The 17,811-nt window shown below is 65.2% G+C and carries 13 protein-coding genes; 9 read left to right on the top strand and 4 right to left on the bottom strand.

Translation table 11 applies throughout. The features are described from left to right. Positions 1–7: 7 nt before the first annotated feature. Together CHC11_RS15310 and CHC11_RS15305 are read right to left on the bottom strand one after the other, a co-directional pair. On the bottom strand, positions 8–1,516 hold the full coding sequence (locus tag CHC11_RS15310) for a P-loop ATPase, Sll1717 family (RefSeq protein ID WP_218826102.1): 1,509 nt from the start codon (positions 1,514–1,516) through the stop codon (positions 8–10). A gap of 144 nt (positions 1,517–1,660) precedes the next feature. Continuing rightward, a complete protein-coding gene (locus tag CHC11_RS15305) occupies positions 1,661–4,501 on the bottom strand; it encodes a TrlF family AAA-like ATPase (RefSeq protein WP_089312379.1) in 2,841 nt (946 codons plus the stop codon). Positions 4,502–4,745: 244 nt separating this feature from the next. On the opposite strand from CHC11_RS15305, the gene CHC11_RS15300 reads away from it, so the two are divergent. The 6 genes from CHC11_RS15300 (at position 4,746) to CHC11_RS15280 (ending at position 14,724) form a co-directional block, all read left to right on the top strand. Next, entirely contained in the window at positions 4,746–6,737 is a 1,992-nt protein-coding gene (locus CHC11_RS15300) for an N-6 DNA methylase (protein WP_245919299.1), read from the top strand. Positions 6,738–6,739: 2 nt separating this feature from the next. After that, positions 6,740–8,734, top strand: coding sequence for a type I restriction-modification system subunit M (locus CHC11_RS15295; RefSeq protein WP_089312601.1), 1,995 nt, complete (start codon positions 6,740–6,742; stop codon positions 8,732–8,734). Next, the gene (locus CHC11_RS40335; RefSeq protein WP_143227076.1) at positions 8,731–9,945 is read left to right on the top strand and encodes a restriction endonuclease subunit S domain-containing protein; all 1,215 of its coding nucleotides are present in this window, start codon (positions 8,731–8,733) and stop codon (positions 9,943–9,945) included. The genes CHC11_RS15295 and CHC11_RS40335 overlap by 4 nt, the downstream gene beginning before the upstream one ends. Further along, complete coding sequence (locus CHC11_RS15290) at positions 9,942–13,148, top strand: type I restriction endonuclease subunit R (RefSeq protein WP_089312377.1); 3,207 nt, start codon at positions 9,942–9,944, stop codon at positions 13,146–13,148. The genes CHC11_RS40335 and CHC11_RS15290 overlap by 4 nt, the downstream gene beginning before the upstream one ends. A 140-nt stretch (positions 13,149–13,288) precedes the next feature. Continuing rightward, on the top strand, positions 13,289–14,218 hold the full coding sequence (locus CHC11_RS15285) for a hypothetical protein (protein WP_089312376.1): 930 nt from the start codon (positions 13,289–13,291) through the stop codon (positions 14,216–14,218). After that, positions 14,215–14,724 carry an NUDIX domain-containing protein gene (locus CHC11_RS15280; RefSeq protein WP_089312375.1) on the top strand — a complete coding sequence of 170 codons (510 nt, stop codon included), beginning with the start codon at positions 14,215–14,217 and terminating at the stop codon, positions 14,722–14,724. Before CHC11_RS15285 ends, CHC11_RS15280 begins: the two co-directional genes overlap by 4 nt. A gap of 95 nt (positions 14,725–14,819) precedes the next feature. Here CHC11_RS15280 and CHC11_RS15275 read toward each other — a convergent pair whose 3' ends face one another. Together CHC11_RS15275 and CHC11_RS15270 are read right to left on the bottom strand one after the other, a co-directional pair. Then, positions 14,820–15,062, bottom strand: coding sequence for a DUF397 domain-containing protein (locus CHC11_RS15275; protein ID WP_218826101.1), 243 nt, complete (start codon positions 15,060–15,062; stop codon positions 14,820–14,822). 21 nt (positions 15,063–15,083) lie between these two features. Beyond that, positions 15,084–15,941, bottom strand: a complete 858-nt coding sequence (locus tag CHC11_RS15270; RefSeq protein WP_089312373.1) for a helix-turn-helix domain-containing protein — start codon at positions 15,939–15,941, stop codon at positions 15,084–15,086. 180 nt (positions 15,942–16,121) lie between these two features. Between CHC11_RS15270 and CHC11_RS15265 the strand changes: the two genes are divergently transcribed. From CHC11_RS15265 to CHC11_RS15260, 3 genes are all read left to right on the top strand, one after another. Further along, a complete protein-coding gene (locus tag CHC11_RS15265; RefSeq protein WP_143227075.1) occupies positions 16,122–16,904 on the top strand; it encodes an ATP-binding protein in 783 nt (260 codons plus the stop codon). Positions 16,905–17,154: 250 nt separating this feature from the next. Next, on the top strand, positions 17,155–17,568 hold the full coding sequence (locus CHC11_RS40330) for a hypothetical protein (RefSeq protein ID WP_143227074.1): 414 nt from the start codon (positions 17,155–17,157) through the stop codon (positions 17,566–17,568). Then, the gene (locus CHC11_RS15260; protein ID WP_281258324.1) at positions 17,547–17,750 is read left to right on the top strand and encodes a helix-turn-helix domain-containing protein; all 204 of its coding nucleotides are present in this window, start codon (positions 17,547–17,549) and stop codon (positions 17,748–17,750) included. The genes CHC11_RS40330 and CHC11_RS15260 overlap by 22 nt, the downstream gene beginning before the upstream one ends. Positions 17,751–17,811: the final 61 nt, after the last annotated feature.

Genomic DNA, 17,811 nt, shown 5'->3' with positions numbered 1-17,811 from the left:
TTCCGGTTCAACCGCCGGTGTTCCCGGCCCCCGCGGCTTCGATGCCGAGCGAGGCGTGGAACATCGCGTGGACGCGGAACCGGCGCACGGCCGCCAGGTTGAGGTGCTGGACCTGGTGGCTGCCGAGGAACCGACCCTCCGCGGACGCCCGCGCCGTCAACAGGCCCGCCCGCCACAGGATCTCGATCAGCTCGTTCGGGTCGCACGAGGGAAGCCACGACCCGGTCCGGTGCGTGGGGACGTCGCCGCAGGCCAGCTCCAGGCAGAGCAGTTCCAGCTCGTCGCGGGCGAACACCGGGGGACGGCTGCGGAACACCTCGAACACGCTCAGCAGCCCGGGGTACTGGGAGCGGTACTCGGCGGCGATGTCCTTCGTCCGTTCGGTGGAGTAGCCGTACTCCGACCGCTCGATCGCCGAGTACGGCACGGGGAGCTTGGAGCGCCGGGCCCTGGCCTGCTCCAGCGCCTCCGAGCAGAACTGGATGAGCTCCCTCGGCCGGTACAGCGTCCGGTCGACCATGTAGCCGAACGACCCGTCCCGCCCCCTGCCCGGCGGCGGCGGCGCGAAGACCGCCGACCAGCAGGCCCGGTCCCCGGCGCGTTCGAGGGCGTCCACGGCGAAGCCGTTCTCGTGGGCCGAGTGCCGGATCCGCCTGGCGATCATCTCGAGCAGCGAGTCCTCCGACCAGGAGATCTTCTCCAGCAGGTCCCGGTGCTTCTGCGCGTCGTCGTACAGGGCGGGGATGTCGTCGTACAGCTCCTGCCGCAGCGAGATGTAGACGCGCAGGTTCGGGTGCAGCGCGTTGATGGACACGCACGCCTGGAACAGCCCGGACACGAACGCCTTGGCGTCCTCGGAGGAGTCCCAGCCGCGGTCCAGCTCGTCCACGAGCACCACCACCCGCTGGTTGTCCAGCACCTTGCGCAGCGCCGGCAGCAGGCTCTGGATCTCCTCCAGCTGGTAGAGGCGGTCCAGCTCGCGGGTCCGCACGCCGGCCTCGATCGGCCCGATCTTCACGGCCTCCAGCCGCTTGAGGTAGGAGACCAGCAGCGACAGGGGACCGAGCTGCTGGGCGCCGTGGCTGTCCCGGATGTAGTTGTGGATCTGCCGGCCGCCGTTCTTGGTGAGCCGCATCCCCTTGCGCGCGAGCGCCTTCATGACCAGCACGTGGATCAGGTACTTCCACGCGGCGGCGTAGGCGCCCTGCTTGGCCCACGAGCCCGCGCTCTCCGCCGCCATGGTGGAGCTGAGCAGCTCGTAGGAGTAGTCCTCGGGCGACAGTTCGAGCACGTGGCTGCCGGCGGCGCGCTCCCGCTTGGCCAGCACCTTGAAGATCGCGCTCTTCCCGGCCCCGCGGTTGCCCATCAGGATCGTCTTCGCGCCGGACCGGACGCGGTTGTAGGCCGCGGACTCCACGAAGTACTTCTCCAGCCCCCGGGAGATGTCGCGCTCCGCGGACGGCGTGCCGAAGTCGAGAACGTCAAGGATCTTGGGCGACAGGTTGAATTTCGCCATGAGCCTTCCCGGAATTGGACGGCGGGGGTGTTCGCCAACAAGTTTCACCCCGCTTCCACCGCCCGACAACCTTTGCCGAGGCCCCATCCGGATCATGTGCTTCCGCCCACGCCCGCTTCCGCGTCAGTCCGTGCACCACCGGCATCAGGACCGCATGGCTTTGCCCTGCTGCATGCTCGCAGCGTCCTTCCGGTAGTTGCTGAGTTCGTTGTCGTACTTGCGCTCGCGCATGACGAACGCGCTGACGCCCCCCTCCATGACGTTCTGGATGTCAGTCCTGACCTCCTGCACGTCGATGGAGCCCATGTGCGGCCTCGTGGAGTTGCGAATACGGATGGAGCCGTCCGTGTTCTCCAGGACGATGACGCGGTCGGCGTCGCCGAGCACCGGGATGTTGGCGTTGTGGGTCACGACGATGATCTGCCTCCGCCACCGGCTGCCACGCAACTGCGCGACGATCAGCTCGGAGATCAGGGTGGTGTCGAGATCGTCTTCGGGCTGGTCGAGGACGAGAGGCTCTTCGCCCTGATGGAAGACGAAGCTGAGCATCGCGGCGCTCCGCTGGCCAGGTGATCCCTGGGTCACCTCCTGCCAGTCGGCCGCCTTTTCCGGGGCCCCGCCCTCCCGCAGGAACTTCATGACCACAACGTCATCGGCCAGCAAGGAGCACAGGCGAATTCGGACCGCCTGATCGAGCTGGGTGAGCTTCGTCCACCAGGCGGAGCGGAGCGGCAGCTCCCGGCTCACGGGGTTGAAGTCGTTGTCGATGAGAGCGGTCCGCCAGGTCCGCACCCGATTGCTCGTCGATTCCTCGGCGCAGTCCCAGAGCCATCTGGCCAGCGAACGCACCTCCTCGATGTAGCCGTCGGAGCGAAGGCCAAGAAGAGTGCGGACGTCCCGTTCCCAGCCTCCCCAATCGCCGTGCTGCTGGAAAGCGAACCGCAGCGTTCCGCTCCGTCGTGCGATCTCACCCAGAAAGTGCTGCCGCAGCCGCCGGCGGTTGTCGTGTGTGACGTCGAGTTCTTCGGCGGCGTACGCCTCCTGCTGGCGCAGGGACGGCAGCTTTCGTGCGCTTGCTTCCAGTGCCCGGATACGGCCCATCATCTGCGCGAGGTCCTCCCGCAGGCTCAGGTAGGCCGCTGTGTCCACTCCGAGTTCGGCAAGTTCCGCCTGGTACGCCTTGTCGTCCTCCCGAGCTGCGCGGACCCGGTCCGCCCACTCGCCGGAGCGGCGGGCGTCCTTGGCGGCATCGGCCTCCCGTGCGGCCTTCGCCACGGCCTCCAGCACGGAAGTGCGCAGGGCGGTGCGGATCCTGCCCAGCTCTGCGTAGTGCTCACCGGGGACGCCGACTGGGGGGCCGTCCACGGCGCTGGGCTGGGTGGGAGGCAGAAGCGCGTTGGTCGACTTCTCCAGCTCTGTGATCACTATGCGTAGGCTTTCCGCGTGGGCTTCGAGGTCCCTGTGTTCCTGATTGATTTGCTCGTTTCGCCCTCGGCGCTCCTGCGTTGCGGGGTCGTCGAGGTGTTCCACCTGGCGGCTCAGTTCTCCTGTCCGGGCACGCAGGGCGTCCAGTTGTCCGACCTCACGTTCGGCCTGCAGCCGTTCCGTGATACGGGACGTCAGGGAGTTCTGGCCCTGGGCGAGCGTTGCTTCGAACGCGGCGACCGGTTGCGTGCCCGAGGCATCCAGTGCCTCGTCCACCAGCTTCAGCAAGTTGCGGGACGAGGAGTGCACGTCGTCGGCGTCGCCCGCGACCCGCTCGAACAACTCCTTCTGGGCGAATACGCGCACAGGGAACGTGGTCGGCGTCAATTGTCCGCCGCGAGCGGTGCGCTGTCCCTCGGCCTTGCTCCACAGAGCCGCCTGTTCCTCTCCGGATACCGGCAGTCGGTGAACGCACGTAAGGTCGGCGCGGCCGAACACGCGGTCCTGGAACGCTTTCGCCTCCTTGCTGAGCCCTTCCGGAAGGCCCTCTACATCTCCGTAGATCTGACGGATCCCCGAAACGACGGTCGACTTGCCCGCGCCGCGCCCACCGATGATCACGTTCAGACCGGGGGTGAACTCCAGGGTCAGCGCGTCCTTGGAGTTGCCCAGGGTCCCGCCCAGGTGCAGCCTCTGCAACCAGCTGTGCTCGACGCGGTTCGGGTCGCCGGCCGGCATGTTCTTGAGCCGCTCGTCGCAGTCGCGCAGGATGCGGGAGCCGAAGTCGAGGAACGCCTGCCGCAGCCCCTCCAGCGTCGGCTCCTCCATACGGATCCACGTGAAGCGCGTCCCTAGCGACTCCAGGCGGTAGGCATCGGACGTGCTGACGTACGCCAGTCGCTTGACCGCGGGGAGGTAGTCGAGGTCGCGCGCCCTGAAGCGCTGGTTCCAGGTCTTGCCGCCGGGGGGCTGCTTCTCGTCGTCACCCCGGCCGACATCGAGAGCCGAGAGGCGATCATGGTGCATCGCCTTCCAGCGAAGGGATCCTTCGATGCTCTTCCCCGACGCGATGCCGTTTTCGCTGAGTGCGTGCGGCGCGATCACCAGCCACCCGGGAGGAACCGTCTCCAGCAGGTCGTCGATTGACTTGCGCGCCGGAGCCGGCTTGTTCGTCCGCGGATCGAACCGGGGATGCCGGTCCCTGTCGAAGCCGCAGCAGACGTCCAGCAGGTAATCGATGTCCTGGGCGGTCTTCTCCAGGCCGCCGATGAGGATCAGGTGGACGCCGTCGGCTCCGCTGCCGGTCGTCACCTCCACGCCGGGGAAGACCGTGATCCCGGCGCGCTCTCCCGCCTCCTGCAGATCGTCCAGCCAGTTGGCGGAGTGATGCTCGGCCAAGGCGATGACCTCGATGCCGCGCTCCTTCAGCGCGGCCATGTAGCGATCCGAGAAGGCCTCCCGGTCGGCCGGATCGTCGAAGTCGTACGTGGTGTCGCACGGGAGGGTGAAGCCCCACGCGGGGGTTCCGACCTGCAGGTCGCACTTGAACCAGCGGGACATAGGCGGCTCCTTCAGGACGAGCGCCACGCGGCGGCGGCGAGTTCGGGACGGACAAGGCCGGTGACTCTGAAACTCGGCCGACAGGGGGGAACCGTGGGGCTAGTGTGAACTCGCTCCGTTGCCAGTCGGTCGCGCTAAGCCAGTGAAGCATGTGTGCGCGACGCTAACAACTTGATTCCGTCGACTCGCGCTAACAAGACGGCTCGGTCTAGGATGTCGCACACGGACGAGGGAGGGCGTGGCGATGGGTGACGGGTCGCTCGTGAGCGGAGCGGAGATCGCCCGGCTGGCCGGAGTCGAGCGGTCCGCGGTGAGCAACTGGCGGCGTCGGCACCGGGACTTCCCGGCGCCGGCGGGCGGCTCCTCGGTCAAACCGCTGTTCGCTCTGGCCGAGGTGGAGACGTGGTTGCGTGATCGGGGAAAGCTCCGCGCCATACCGGCCACTGATCGCCTTTGGCAGCGGCTCAGGTCCTATGGCGACGACCGGCGGCTCGTCGATACGCTGGCGGACGTCGCGGTCCTTCTCGCCTTCGTGGGGGACACGCGAAGCGCATGGGAAGACCTTGCCGTCCTGCCCGACGAGGAGCTGGCGGAGCGGTTGCCCGAGGCCGTGGCCTCTTTCGTGACGCAAGGCCGGATTCCCGGGGGGAGCCCGTTCGCGGACGGGTTGCGACCGGATCAGGTCCCCACGTGGCGGTTGCTCGTGGAGATGGCGCGCGAGGGTATCCCGGAACAGATCTTCGAGGATCTACACAGCCGCTACGTCGACTCCACAGACCGCGCCATCGTCGTGACACCGCTCGACCTCGCGACCGTCATCGCGGCCATGGTTCCGCCCGTATTGGACGGAGCCGTCTTCGACCCGTCCTGCGGGACGGGGAACCTCCTCCAGGCGCTTGGCAAGAAGCTCGGCATCGGGGGGTCCAGGGCCGGGCAGGAACGCGATCCTGCGGTGGCACGTATCGCTTGGTATCGCATCCAGTGGTGCGGAGTCGGGCCGGAGATCATCCGGCAGGGCGACTCGCTGCGGAACGACCAGTTCGCCGGAACGCCGGGTGGACCGGACGGCGCGGCCGTCGTCGTGTGCGACCCGCCGACCGGGGACCGCGAGTGGGGCCACGATGAACTCGGCTACGACGCCCGGTGGGAGTTCGGGCTGCCGCCTCGTGCGGAGCCTGAGCTCGCCTGGTTGCAGCACTGCTACGCGCATATCCGACCGGGTGGGATCGCGATCGTCGCCATGCCGATCGCCGCCGCGGCCCGCCGCTCGGGACGCCGGATCCGCGGTGAGATGCTCCGGCGCGGCGCTCTGCGGGAGGTCATCGCGTTGCCTCCGGGCCTTGCCGGAGGCCATTCGCTCGGGCTGCATCTGTGGGTGCTCATACGCCCGAGCACGGGATACATAGACGATGACGGCGAGATCAGCGGAGCCATCGGGCCCGCGACGTGCGTTCGCATGATCGACGGCTCCCGCTTCGACCGCGAGCGCGTGCGGGAGATCGAGGGCGACTGGTGGCACCAGTACGAGGACGAGCCCGGTGTCAGCGCGAAGGTCCCTGTCATCGAACTCCTCGATGACGATGTCGACCTGACGCCGGCGCGGTACGTCCAGCGCGACGAGGACGATCTCGTCCGGGCACATGAGGAGGCGGTGAACGAGTTGACACCCGTCCTCGGGTGTCTGTCCAAGCAGCAGCCACCGAGGATGTCCAGAGCGGACGTTCCGGCCGACTGGCCCATGGTGTCGCTTTCGGAACTCGTCAAAGCCCAGGCACTGGACGTCATCCTCAACCGAGAACTCCCCCGGATGCGGATCGATCTGGAGGTCGGCGACATCCTCGTCCCTGTTCTCGATCCCAGTGAAAGGCCCGTCGTCGTCCGCAAGGAGTCGACCCTCGGCCTTGACGGGCCCACCCCCGACCGGCATCTCATCCGCTGCGACCAGACCGTGCTCGATCCTGACTTCGTCGCGGGGTTCCTGCACAGCGAGCAGAACGTCCGCCAAGCGGTGACCGGTACCGGAACCTTCCGCTTCGACCCGCGCCGCGCCATGATCCCGAGGTTGCCGCTCGCCGAGCAGCGCAGGTACGGCGCGGAGTTCCGGAAGCTCGCCGAGTTCGCGGACCTCCTGCAGCGGACGGTCCGGGTCGGCCAGGATGTCGTACGGCTGGCGCAGGATGGCCTCACGTCCGGGGCCTTCGTCCCGGCCCCCCACCAAGAACCGAAAGGCATGTGACGTTGGCGACCACGGAATCCCAGCTGGCAGGTCTCGTCTGGAAGGTCGCCGACCTGCTCCGCGGCGAGTACAAGCGCTCGGAGTACGGCAAGATCATTTTGCCGTTCACGGTGCTGCGCCGGATGGACTACGTCCTGGAGCCGACCCGCAAGCTCGTCGAGGAGAAGGACAGGCTGTACGACTTCCCCGACAAGGACGAGCTCATCTGCGACGAGTTGGGCCTGAAGTTCTTCAACCGCTCGAAGCAGAACTTCGCGACGATCGCGTCCGACGTGAACGAGGTCCACATGAACCTCGTCGACTACATCAACGGCTTCACCGCCGAGGCCGCCGAGATCCTGGACAAGTACGACTTCCGCCAGCGCGTGGAAGTCCTGAACTCCCGCAAGCTGCTCTACAAGGTCGTCCAGGCGTTCGCCGGGTTTCCGCTGAGCCCGGAGGACGTCAACAACCACCAGATGGGTTTCGTCTTCGAGGATCTCATCCGCAGGTTCGCGGACACCTCCAATGAGACCGCGGGTGAGCACTTCACGGCCCGCGAGGTCATCAAGCTCATGGTCAACCTGCTGCTCGCCCCCGACCTCGGTCGCCTCCAGCCCGGCGACGTGATCAACATCTACGACCCGGCGTGCGGGACGGGCGGGATGCTCAGCGCCTCCGAGGAGCACATCCGGGCGCAGACCGAGGGCGTCAACGTCGAGCTCTTCGGCCAGGAACTCAACGAGGAGTCGTACGCGATCTGCCGGTCCGACATGATGATCAAGGGGCAGGACCCCGCGAACATCAAGCTCGGCAACTCCTTCACCGACGACCACTACAGCGGGCGCACCTTCGACTACATGCTCGCGAACCCGCCGTTCGGCGTGGACTGGAAGAAGATCGAGGAGAAGGTCCGCCGCGAGCACGAGGTCCTGCGCCACTCCGGCCGGTTCGGCGCAGGCCTGCCCAGGATCAACGACGGCTCGTTCCTGTTCCTCCAGCACATGATCTCGAAGATGCGCGCCCCGGCGGACGGCGGCAGCCGCATCGGCATCGTCCTCAACGGCTCGCCGCTGTTCACCGGCGGCGCCGGGTCGGGTGAGTCGGAGATCCGCCGCTGGATCCTGGAACGCGACCTGCTGGAGACGATCGTCGCCCTCCCCGACCAGATCTTCCACAACACCGGGATCTCCACCTACATCTGGATCCTGTCCAACCGCAAGGACAAGGAGCACCAGGGGAAGGTCGTCCTTCTGGACGCCCGCGACAACTGGGCCAAGATGCGCAAGTCGATGGGGGAGAAGCGCAAGTACATTCCGGACGAGCACATCGATGAGATCAGCCGTCTCTACCGCGTAGCGTTCGAGGCGGCCAAGGATGCAGACCACCCCGGCCATCGCAAGGTGAAGATCTTCGATAACGAGGACTTCGGCTACCAGCGCATCACCATCGACCGTCCCCTGCGCCAGCGCTTCGAGATCACCGAGGACATTCTTGCGGTACTCGCCGAGGCCAAGCCCTTCGCCAAGTACGCCGACCGCGAAGCCCTCCTGGACGCGCTCAAGCCGTTCATCGGCACCACCTGGCCGACCCGAGCCGAAGCCAAGCACGACTTGCTCGTGGCCGCGGCCGAGGCCGGCATCGCCTGGCCGGGAACCTCGGTCGACAAGGCGATCTGGAACGTCGTCGCCGTCAGCGACCCCGAAGGCGAACTCCAGACCAAGAAGGGCGAGCCGCTTCCCGACCCCGACCTGCGTGACAACGAGAACGTCCCCCTCAAGGAGGACATCGACGAGTACTTCAAACGCGAGGTCCGCCCCCACGTCTCCGACGCCTGGATAGCCGAGGTCAAGGACCCCAAGACCGGCGAGAAGACCCGCGCCAAGATCGGCTACGAGATCCCTTTCACTCGCCATTTTTATGTGTACAAGCCACCCCGTCCTCTCGAGGAGATCGACGCCGAACTGAAGGAACTGGAATCCCAGATCCAGCACCTCCTCTCCGAGGTGACGAAATGACTGAAGAGGTAGTTCACCTTCGCTATCTACTTCGTCCTCAAGAGGAGGCCAATCGGCCTGAGTTTGAGGTTCTGTCGGTCTATCGTGACCACGGTGTCATCCCGAAGGCGTCCAGGGATGACAACTTTAACAAGACACCGCTTGATCTAACGCGCTACCAGGTTGTGAAGCCTGGTGACCTTGTCATCAACAAAATGAAGGCTTGGCAAGGGTCGCTGGGTGTTTCCTCTTATGAGGGAATTGTCAGTCCGGACTATCTGGTCTGCACCGTCGACTCGCGTGTTTACGGTCCGTTCTTGCACTATTTGCTCCGGTCCAAACCACTTATTGCTGAGTATGGGGCCCGATCGAAGGGTATCCGCCCGGCTCAATGGCGTCTCTATTGGGAAGACCTCGCGGACATTAAGGTGACACTGCCCGTCTCGGCTGAGCAGCGGCGGATCGCCGAATTCCTTGATGCAGAAGTTGCTCGGATTGACCGTCTGGCCCTGCTTCACGGACGGGTGGTCGATAGGGTTGTGGAGCGTGAGCGAGCCTTTCTTGATCTCGAGATTGATAGATTGAGTGCAAGGTACGGGTGTCTTCCGTTCAGGCGTTTTATACTTCGAGTTGAGCAGGGTGTTAGTCCGCAGTGTGACAATGTGGAGGCTGTGGGGGGCGAATGGGGAGTTCTGAAGGTCAGTGCTGTCAAAGGTGGTCAATTTCATTCGGGTGAGAACAAACGGTTGCCTGATGATCTCTATCCGGAGCATAGGTTCGAAGTAAGGGATGGTGATCTGCTTGTCACTCGAGCAAATACGCCACTCTTGGTGGGAGCGGTCACGGTGGCGCGCAACCCCCGCGCACAGCTTCTGCTCTGCGATAAGATTTTTCGGGTCGAAGTGACTTCAGGTTTGGACAAAGAATTTTTGTCGCAGATGGCTGCGGGCAGTCGAGTGCGAGCCCTGTGCGGCGCTGCCTCTCATGGAACCTCGCAATCCATGGCCAATCTCAAAGTCGGTGAAATAAAAGAATGGCCCATTCCTGCTGTACCTCTCGAAGAGCAACGGAGGGTCGTGGGCATGATGCGGGAGTCGCAGGCGCGAGCGGCAGAGCTTCGTTTGGCGATTGAGCGGCAGTTGGAGCTGCTGGAGGAGCGGAAGCGGGCGTTGGTTACGGCGGCCGTTACAGGGCAGATGGATGTGACGACCGCGCGAGGGTTTCGGGAATGAAGGCTGCGCACGCTGAGGAGCCGTTCGAGGACGCCATCGAGTCGGCGATGCTCCGGTCCGGGTGGGAGCGGGGGCTGGCCGGTCACTATGACCGGGAGCTCGGGCTCGACACCGGGGAGATGTTCACCTTCATCGGTGCTACGCAGATCGATGAGTGGAACGAACTTCTTCGGCGGCGCGGCGTGCGTGAGGAGTACCGGCCAGGGTCTCTCGATCAGAACTCTGCGGTCGATGTTGCGATGCGGGAGTTCGGGAAGCTCGTCGCACGGCAGATCGATGACCGGGGTGCGCTGGAGGTTCTGCGGCACGGGGTGAAAGACCAGGGCGTCCTTATCAAGTTGGCGTTCTTCCGGCCGAGTCACACGCTGGCCGCTGGCGCGCTCGATCAGTACGAACAGAACCGGCTGACGGTCGTCAGGCAGCTCGGATACTCCGCGAAGGACCCGCTCAAACGCTTGGACGTGGCCTTGTTCCTCAACGGGATTCCGGTCGCGACGGCGGAGTTGAAGAATCAGGGCACCAAATCCAACGTCGAAGACTGCAAGCGGCAGTATCGGGAGACGCGGGATCCGAAAGAGTTGTTGTTCGCGCGGCGGACCCTCGTGCACTTTGCCATTGACCAGGACCTCGTTTTTCTGGCGACACGGCTGGCGGGGGAGGAGACACGGTTCCTGCCGTTCAACCTTGGGAGCGGCGGGGCCGGTGAGAGAGGCGAGGCAGGCAATCCGCCGTTGCCGGCCGATGCTCCTCCGGGGACTTACCGCACCTCCTACCTGTGGGAGAAAGTGTGGCAGCGAGATGCCTGGCTTGAGCTGATCGGCCGCTTTCTGCACGTCGCGGACGAGAGCATCAAGAAGGGGCGGGCGCCGGTCTCCAAGCGTGGTGATGCGCACCGGAAGCCGTTGATCTTTCCGCGCTATCACCAGTGGGACGTGGTGCGTCGACTGACGGGTCACGCCGCGCGGAATGGCGCCGGAGAGAACTACCTGGTGATGCATTCGGCGGGGTCTGGGAAGTCGAATTCGATTGCTTGGCTGGTGCATCGGCTGTCGTCCTTGCACACGCCCGAGGATCCGCGGGAGATCTCCGCGGGTGGACGGGCGAAGGGGCTGGAGCAGAACCAGCTCGTGTTCGACAAGGTGATCGTGATGACCGACCGCCTTGTCCTGGACAAGCAGCTACAGGACACGATTCACCAGTTCGATCACGTGGCCGGTGTCGTCCATCGCATCGACAACGATTCGGCTCAGCTCGCGGAGGCGCTGACCGGGGCCGAGGCTCGGATCATCATCACGACGCAGCAGAAGTTCTCGTTCGTCCAGGACAAGATCGCCGACATGCCGGGGCGGCGGTACGCGATCGTGGTGGACGAGGCGCACTCGTCGCAGTCCGGCAGTTCGGCCGACGCGGTGAAGAAGCTTCTCGGGCAGGGCGAGGACGACGAGCAGGATGTTCTGACAGCTTCCGCCAGTGCGCGAGGTAAGCACCCGAATCTCTCCTACTTCGCGTTCACTGCCACGCCCAAGGACAAGACACTGAACCTGTTCGGGCAGCGGAGTCCGGTGACGCGGAAGATGGAGCCGTTCCACACCTACTCCATGCGGCAGGCGATCTCCGAGGGCTTCATCCTCGACGTGCTGCGCAAGTACAGCACATACGACACCTACTTCCGGCTGCGCAATGCGGCCGTGGACGAGCCCGAGCGGACGGTCGACGCACGCAAGGCCCGGGCTGCACTGGTGAGGGCGGTCAAGCTCAACCCTGCCGCTGTCGATCAGCAGGCCCAGATCATCGTTGATCACTATCGCGAGCACATCATGCCCAGGCTGTCCGGGCGGGCGAAGGCGATGGTGGTCACGGCGTCGCGTAAGCAGGCCGTCGTGCTCTACCAGGCGATCCGCTCCTACGTCGACAAGCGAGAGTTCGCGGACTGCGGCGCGCTGGTCGCGTTCTCCGACACTCTCTCGATCGACGGCATCGACTACACCGAAGCGAAGCTCAACGGGTTTCCGCCCAGCCAGCTGCCGGCGCGGTTCGGCTATGTGAAGGCCGACGACCCGCACGCGGCGACGCGGGATCAGGCCGAGTACCGGATACTCGTGGTCGCCGACAAGTACCAGACCGGCTTCGACGAGCCGTTGCTCACCGCGATGTACGTGGACAAGAAGCTCGATGGCGTCGCCGCGGTCCAGACGCTGTCGCGACTCAACCGCGTACACCCGCTCAAGACGCAGGACGATGTCTGGGTCCTGGACTTCGCCAACGACGCCGAGTCGATCCAGAAGGCGTTCAAGCCTTACTTCGAGGAGGCGAACGCCGAACCTGCCGACCCCAACCTGCTCTACGTCAAGGAGCGGGACGTCAAGGGCTATCAGCTGCTCGACGACACTGAGATCGCGGCCTTCGCCCGTGTCCAAGCCGAGGCGGAACAGTCCGGTACGACCCGCCAGCAGATCGAGCAGGCCCACGCGCAGCTCATCAGATTGACCGATCCCGCCCGCGACCGCTATGACCGCCTCCTCGAAACGGACCTCGAAGCGGCGGACGGTTTCCGGAAGTCGCTGGACCAGTTCATCCGTGCCTACAGCTACCTGTCGCAGATCGCCGGTTTCGCCGACCTCGATCTCGAAGGGCTGTACCGCTACGGCTCGTTCCTCGCCAACCGGATCCAGCCGGGATCAGGCGGCGGTGTCGACATCGGGCCGGTTGATCTGACCCATCTGCGGATCGTCCGTTCCGGCGAAGGGGATGCCGGCGTCGAGCCGGAAGGCGCCGTCGTGCTCCCCGCATTCTCACCCGAAGGCGGCGGAAGCGCCCGGGACGAGGAGGAGGTTCCACTGGGCCAGGTGATCGCGGAGATCAACGACCGGTTCGGCTGGGGCCTCGATACTGGTGACCAGATCTGGTACGGGCAGCAGGTCGTGGCGCTCGCTGAAAACCATGCGATCCAGCAGGCCGGGCTCGCCAACGACGATATCGACAAGTTCGGCCAGGTCTTCGACAGGCACCTGCGCCGAGTAGTGGGGGAGCGAGCCAAGGCCAACGACACGCTCGTGCGGCGCTTCTTCGGTGAAGATCCCGAATTCAAGGAGGTCTTCACCCATGTCGCGCGCAAGCAGGCCTACGACCTGATCCGTCGTCCGGCACGCCGAGAGGCCGAACAGCGGCTCCGTCGAAGAGGCAACGAGCCAACGGAAGGCTGAACGTCCGGGCTCTTCCGAATACCGACCGCCAGCCAGCGAAGTGCGCGTGTTCTGTCCGTTTTCGTGCGTTGTTGGCGCATCCGGTCGAAGATAGTTCTACGAGCACGACCCGACGTGCGCCAGTCGACCCGGGGGCCGGCGTGGACATCAGCGCGGTACTGACGATCGCGTCCGAAGTGGCCGGAGCCAGTGGCTTGGTGACCGTGTCGTCCAGCGCGTCGAAATGGATGAAGAGAACTGCCAGGTTGCGGCAGCAGGCAGACGTCGCCAAGGAGGCCCTCGGCCTGCATCAGGGCCGGATGGTCGCCTACCGGCATGACTCACGGCACGTCCTCTACAACGAGTCCCTTCATCCCGACAACCTCCATGGTCTCGTCGCGGCGAGCGGGAATGACTACATCCGGGCCCAACAGGCGGGGCGCCTGCGGATCGAGGACGAGATACGCGCGCACGTCACGCATGACCTGGTGCTGATCGGTAGCCCGACGGCGGAAGGGCTCTCCCGCGTCCTGTTCGGCTACGAGCCCGATGGGGACGCCGATTCGCTGGCCCTGGGTGATGCACCGGTGGACCTGCCTTACCGATGGGTCCTCTCCAAGAACCAGGTTGCCGAGGGAGCTGTCGCTCGGCGTTTCGTCGCGGGACGGGGCATGGTTGAGCGGCCCAATTGGCGTATCCAGGGCCCTGGTCGCAGCTTCGTGCCGCGAGTCGACGAGGACGGCGTTCTCCTGGAGGACTATCTCCTCGTGACCAAACTCCGGAACTATCTCTCACCCGTCGCGCTGGACGATGGTCGCGCAGTGATCAGCTTTGGCGGCACCCACGGCACCGGCACCCGGGCGCTCGGCCTGATCTTCCAGGACAAGGATGTCCTCCGGGAACTCGTGGACCAACTTCGTTCCCGGCCTGCCGCTTTCCAGATGCTGTTTCGGGTAGGCGACATCGCACATGATCCGAGGACGGGGAGCCGGGCCCGCACGATAGAACTGGTCGAGAACGCCATCGTCCTGCCCGACAACGACCAGGTCTGGCGCACGGCTGCGCAGGCCCTTGAGAGGAATCTGCCATGACGTCGCGCAAGCGCCCAGAGGTGAAGTTCGCCCCGAGAGAGGTCTTCGAGGGCATCCTCGAATACGCGGTGATCCCCACGTTCGACCTCGTCGTGGAACTTCCGGAGGACGGCGGCGTCGTGCTCGTCCGACGCACCATCGCGCCCTACCAGAATAAGTGGGCACTCCCCGGCCTGCGCATGTTCAAGCCGGAGGGCATCGACGACGTCATCGCCCGCATCGCCGAGGACGAACTCGGCCTGGACGTCGATGTGGACGGCAAACGCTTCCTCGGCCAGTACGTCGGCAGGTTCAAGACCGAGCACGAGCGGCAGGACCTCTCCACCGGCTACGTCGTGAGCGCGTCCTCAATCGACATCGAGATCAACGCTGACCACTTCTCCGGCTATCAGACCGTCAAGAAGTGGGGAGAGGTCCCGCCCGCCACCGGCGCCATGTACCGGTACTACCTGGCCAAGTACTTCAACCACGCCGACGACCCGAGCGAGGAACCCGCCCCGCGCTGACCGCACGGGGCTCGCCCCCGCCTCGTTGACTTGCGGTGGGTCGCCCTCGACGACTTGCGGACTGGGGCAACACGCCGCAACTCAACGCTCGGGTCCTACAGGTCGAGCTCACCGCTCTTGATCTTGTTGATCAGGTTCCGGAACGCGGGCGATGTGACTTTGTGCATGGGGCCGGTCGAGTCTTTGCTATCACGGATCAGTACAGCCTCAGCAAGCCCTGCAACTTCGACGCACTCTTCGTTGTTGCCGAGCGAACGGCTGCTCTTCCTCCAGAGCGGCGCAACTTCGACGCACTCTTCCCCGCAGTCTTGCGAACGGCTGCTCTTGTGCCACCTCATCCGCGATGTATCCATCTCGCCTCACTCAAGCTGTTGCGCCAAGTAGGCGCGTGTCTTCGCGCTATCGAGGGCCGCAGCGCACAAACGGTCAAACCTGACCATATAGCGCTCAAGCTCGTCCGTCTCCTCCAGCATCCGGTTGTCGATGCTGGTCTCCAGGTAGACGATGTCGCGTTCGGCCGCGTCAGGGAACGTGAGGTAGGTGAACACCTCGCCAGCTTCTCGATAGACACCGTCCGCGATGCGGAGGACCTGAAGATCGATGTTTCGGCGGTCCGTCGCGCGGATGAGGTGTAGCAGCTGTTCAGCGCGCACTTCTGCATTGTTGATGCGCAAGATGGCGTTCTCATCGATGATCGCGTGGAGACGGCAAGGGACCCTGCCGCGCATGAGGATCTTCTGCCGTTCCAGTCGCGCTTCCACTCGGCGTCTGATCTCTGCCTCATCTTGGTAGCCGTTGGCCCTGGTGATCAGCTCGACGTAGCTGGGAACCTGAAGAAGACCTGGCACGACGGTGTTCTGGAACGTGCGGATGTGGGATGCGCCAGCCTCGAAGCCGGGCAACTCGCTGACGAACACGTCGTTGTACTTGCGCCACCAACCGCGCTGGCGGGCCTCCCGGGTGAGCTGGATCAGGGCGTCGCGGTCGCTGCCTTCGACCCCATATAGCTCGCAGAGGTCGGCGACGGCGTCGCTGCTCGGTTCGACCCATTTGGCCTTTTCGATGTAGTTGAGCTTCGTGTGACTCCAGTTGAGTTGCCTGCATACCTGGGCCGTCGTCATACCGCACTGTTTCCGAAGATCCACCAGTTTCTGGCTGAGGGCGCGCTTTCTGATCGTCGGGCTGTAGCCACCGGCACGAATGTCCGCCATGTCCATGTCTTCCTTTCTGTGGTTATCTGGGATCACGATCGCAAGAATCTAGATTATCTATGTCAGTTAGCATTGCGATCTAGGTCAGAGTGAGTTCATTATCTAGCTCGTAACGCAGCGTTCGCAGTCGATTACGGAACGATCTTGCTGCTTCGGGCATAGATCCCTCGCGTAGAGGAGACCCCCATGGCTCACGGCCATCTCCCTGATCTGGTACTCGGCGGGTGTTCGGCGTGGCCGCTGCCCGCCGACGAGACATGCGCCGGTGTGGCTCGCGCGCACCTGCGGGCGGCGCTGACGGCGGCCAAGGCGCCGGGCGGACTCGTCGAAGACGTCATGCTCGCGGCATCGGAGCTTGTGACGAACGGCCTCCGGCATGGCATCGGCGGCGTCACGGCCTTCACGGAGCCGTTGCCTGGACGGCGCGTGCTGGAGCTGTGGGCCTACCACCGGGTCACGCCGGAGAGTCAGCTCGTGTTCAAGGTCTTCGATCCGAATCCCGGGTGGACGCGTCCCGCGAAGAAGTACGGCACGTGGGCGGAGAACGGCCGGGGGATCGCGGTCGTCGATGCCCTCTCGTCAGCGTGGGGCTGGCATCGAACACGGTCCAGGCTGGGACCGTTGCCGGTACCGGGCAAGGCGACCTGGTTCTGCGTCCCGGTCGCCCGGATGTGCGCGCAGCCTCACCGGCCCCGTCCGCTTCCGCGGGAGGCGGCCGTGGTGCTGCGCCGACTGCTGATGGCCAGGGGGCTGGACGGCACGCGCTGCCACCACGGTTCGGACCGTTCCGTGGTCACGATGCGGGGCCTGACGGTGTGGTCCGAGCCGCCCGGCGTGTTCAGGTGGCGGATCCGGCCGGGTGCACGCGACGCCTACGCGTGCCGGCCGTTCGCGGATCTGCACGATGTCGCCGACGAGGTCGTCTGCCACCACGAGCACGGCGTCGTATCCGAAGCAGGTGGCCGATGACGACCCGTTCCCAAGGTGATCTCCATGAGCACTTGGAGATGCTTATCCGTGATGCTCGGGACACGGCCCTTGTGGACCTCGCCCGACACGGAACGGGCGACTCGGCTGCCGGACCGATCCAAGGATCGCGCCGGATTCTGGCGGCCGCGATCGCGGCGCTCGCCGATGTCCTGGACGCGCACCGTCCCGCGATGCCGGGCGCGGGCAGGCCGGATGCCCGGCGTGTGGGACGGCGGCCCCCTGCCCGACCGTGCGTCGCGTTGCCGCCGCGCTCGCGTCGTATGGGCCCGGAGTACGCACTCCGCTCAACCGCGGCGCCGCGTGGACACGTGCCGATGCCCACTTCAACCGGCCGCCCTCGGGTGGTCCGCGGCGGCTCGTCGCGCTCGCCGACCTCGGCGCCTTCTATGTCGCCAGGGGCGTGCGAGTGCGCCTGCCCGAGCCACCACGGATTCCGGTGCCGGACACGGAGACGGTGCTGCTCATCGACAAGATGCACGGACGGATGAGCCGGTGGCCGCTGCTCCCGGAACCCGACCTGATCGTCCAGTACCGGCGGTACCAGCGCGGTGAACCGGTGATCCTCAACGGTCGCTCGACCGAGGAACGGCCTGCTCGTTCCCGATTTCTCCGGAGGGGTACGTGGACGATCCCGGATTGCTGAGTTCCGTCGAGGTCGCCAGAATCTTCAGGGTGGCCCGCTCGACGGTGATCGGTTGGGCCGAGAGGGGACTCCTTCCCTACACGCGGACGCCATCGGGAAGGCTGCGTTTTTACCACTCCGACGTGATGGGACTGCTCGAACGCGAGCATCGTCGGCCGAAACCACCCGGAACGGCGGTTTGATTTCTCCACGGCCTTCGCCGCCGAAGATGGCATTCTGCTTGTGAAGAATTGACGGCAACTG

The organism is Actinomadura mexicana, from assembly GCF_900188105.1.
GTDB classification, from domain to species: Bacteria; Actinomycetota; Actinomycetes; order Streptosporangiales; family Streptosporangiaceae; genus Spirillospora; species Spirillospora mexicana.
Note: the sequence above shows the minus strand (reverse complement) of the source record. Positions and strands in the feature narration are given on the sequence as shown.

What these genes read in the sequence shown, in the direction of transcription:
- CHC11_RS40335 (WP_143227076.1), top strand. Translation starts at nt 8,731, where the DNA reads ATGACTGAAGAGGTAGTTCACCTTCGCTATCTACTTCGTCCTCAAGAG.
- CHC11_RS15310 (WP_218826102.1), bottom strand. Translation starts at nt 1,516, where the DNA reads ATGGCGAAATTCAACCTGTCGCCCAAGATCCTTGACGTTCTCGACTTC.
- CHC11_RS15305 (WP_089312379.1), bottom strand. Translation starts at nt 4,501, where the DNA reads ATGTCCCGCTGGTTCAAGTGCGACCTGCAGGTCGGAACCCCCGCGTGG.
- CHC11_RS15300 (WP_245919299.1), top strand. Translation starts at nt 4,746, where the DNA reads ATGGGTGACGGGTCGCTCGTGAGCGGAGCGGAGATCGCCCGGCTGGCC.
- CHC11_RS15275 (WP_218826101.1), bottom strand. Translation starts at nt 15,062, where the DNA reads ATGAGGTGGCACAAGAGCAGCCGTTCGCAAGACTGCGGGGAAGAGTGC.
- CHC11_RS15265 (WP_143227075.1), top strand. Translation starts at nt 16,122, where the DNA reads ATGGCTCACGGCCATCTCCCTGATCTGGTACTCGGCGGGTGTTCGGCG.
- CHC11_RS15280 (WP_089312375.1), top strand. Translation starts at nt 14,215, where the DNA reads ATGACGTCGCGCAAGCGCCCAGAGGTGAAGTTCGCCCCGAGAGAGGTC.
- CHC11_RS15290 (WP_089312377.1), top strand. Translation starts at nt 9,942, where the DNA reads ATGAAGGCTGCGCACGCTGAGGAGCCGTTCGAGGACGCCATCGAGTCG.
- CHC11_RS15270 (WP_089312373.1), bottom strand. Translation starts at nt 15,941, where the DNA reads ATGGACATGGCGGACATTCGTGCCGGTGGCTACAGCCCGACGATCAGA.